This is a genomic window from Gluconobacter sp. DsW_058 (assembly GCF_002153615.1).
Classification (GTDB): Bacteria; Pseudomonadota; Alphaproteobacteria; order Acetobacterales; family Acetobacteraceae; genus Gluconobacter; species Gluconobacter cerinus.
On the sequence record NZ_JOPH01000060.1, the window covers coordinates 1 to 1,481 of the forward strand.

Annotated in this window: 1 protein-coding gene; it reads right to left on the reverse strand. The window is 49.6% G+C overall.

The genetic code is table 11. The annotated features are described in order from the left end of the window. Positions 1–92: 92 nt before the first annotated feature. Positions 93–1,226: a TonB-dependent receptor domain-containing protein gene (locus HK24_RS11615; RefSeq protein WP_369826535.1), complete on the reverse strand. Its 1,134-nt coding sequence runs from the start codon at positions 1,224–1,226 to the stop codon at positions 93–95. Positions 1,227–1,481 lie beyond the last annotated feature (255 nt).

A 1,481-nucleotide genomic window follows, 5' to 3' on the forward strand; every position in this document is an offset into this window, starting at 1 on the left:
ACAACCCGCTACGACAAGACTGCCTTGTCCTTCATGAGTTTCCTCAACATCGCCGCAGCAAGGCTCTGGATTGGGTCTTTTGTCAACGCGAGCTAGTTCCGGAAAAAGCGCCAGGTTGCTGCGGCTTCTACACCGCGAGATGTTACGCTTCCCACGTTTTCGAGCACATTCTGGTTGCCCACAATGACAGAGCTCATGGAAGACGCCAGAAGTCTATTTTCGAAATCGACGTAATAGCCTGTCAGAGATGCCTGCACGCTGTCGTTACGGAAACGGTAGCCAAGTTCTTCTGTATTGGTTGTTTCAGGTTTCAGCTTGTTGTGGATGTACGAAAATCCTGCTTGTGTCGTTGAAAATGGCCCGGTTGAAGCTGACGCCGTATAGGCAGACATGTTGCGTGCGAAATCTGCAAAGATTTCATGATGGCGATTAAAGCGATACAGAACGCCAACCTGAGGCAGAAATCCATTGGATGCGGAAATGGAGGCATTAATCGGATTTGCGCTTTGGGCGGTTGTTACAGAGCTGCTCGACACCAAAGATTTGAAGCCAGCATTTACCCGGAGCTTAGGTGTGATTGACCAGCTGTCTTCTAGGTGGAACTGATAAACATGCGTGCGGAACGTATATTGCCACTGCACAGCAAACGGATTTTCGTAAAAGCGCTGGAAGTTTGACGGGGTTACCCCTTCCTGAAGCGGGTAGAGCTTTGCAGCCTGACTGAAAAGATTGTTTTCAAACCAGAAGCCGGCTTCGATTTTATGGTTCCAGCGCTGATACGCGAGACTGGTCAGAACACTTTCACGTTGCATTCGATATTCTGTTGTCGAAACAGAAAGCGGCGACCCTCCAAGGCTGGCAGGCGTGGGATCGTACGGATCAGACCACGTGCCCGGTCCACGGTCATAATGACCATAAACCGTCGTGGAGCCTGTCAGATGCGGGAGTAGGTGGTAATCGAATTTTTCGTAGCCCACCATGTCCTGACGAACACCACCCCCACGATAATATGTATCGTCTGGAGATGTGTATGGAGAGGGCAGAGTTTGTCCTGCCTGGTAAGCACGGGCAATCTGTTCAGCCAGCTTATAGTTGTTGCTGATGTCGTCATGATTATAGCCAAACCGCTTAATCAGGCTGGTGGAAAGATCAAGATAATCGTCCTCGCGACGGTCATCAAAGTCCAGGTAAGTGGTGGCTTTGACTGCATCGCCCAGAGGCTGAATATATTTGAAATTGAGCTGCTGTTGCTTTTGTTGTCATCAGCCTTTCCACTTGTCTGCATACTGATAATCATAGTTGGCGTAGAATTTTCCTCCGCCCGGTAAAATTCCACTGTTGAGTCGCACAAATCTACGCCACGTGTTCGAGCTTCCCACGGTTCCGGAAACGTCCAGTCCATAATGATCTGTTGGCTAGAGGTGGACCCCATTTTTTGGACAGGTGTCTAAGCTATAATCCGACCTGAAAGAGGACGGGTT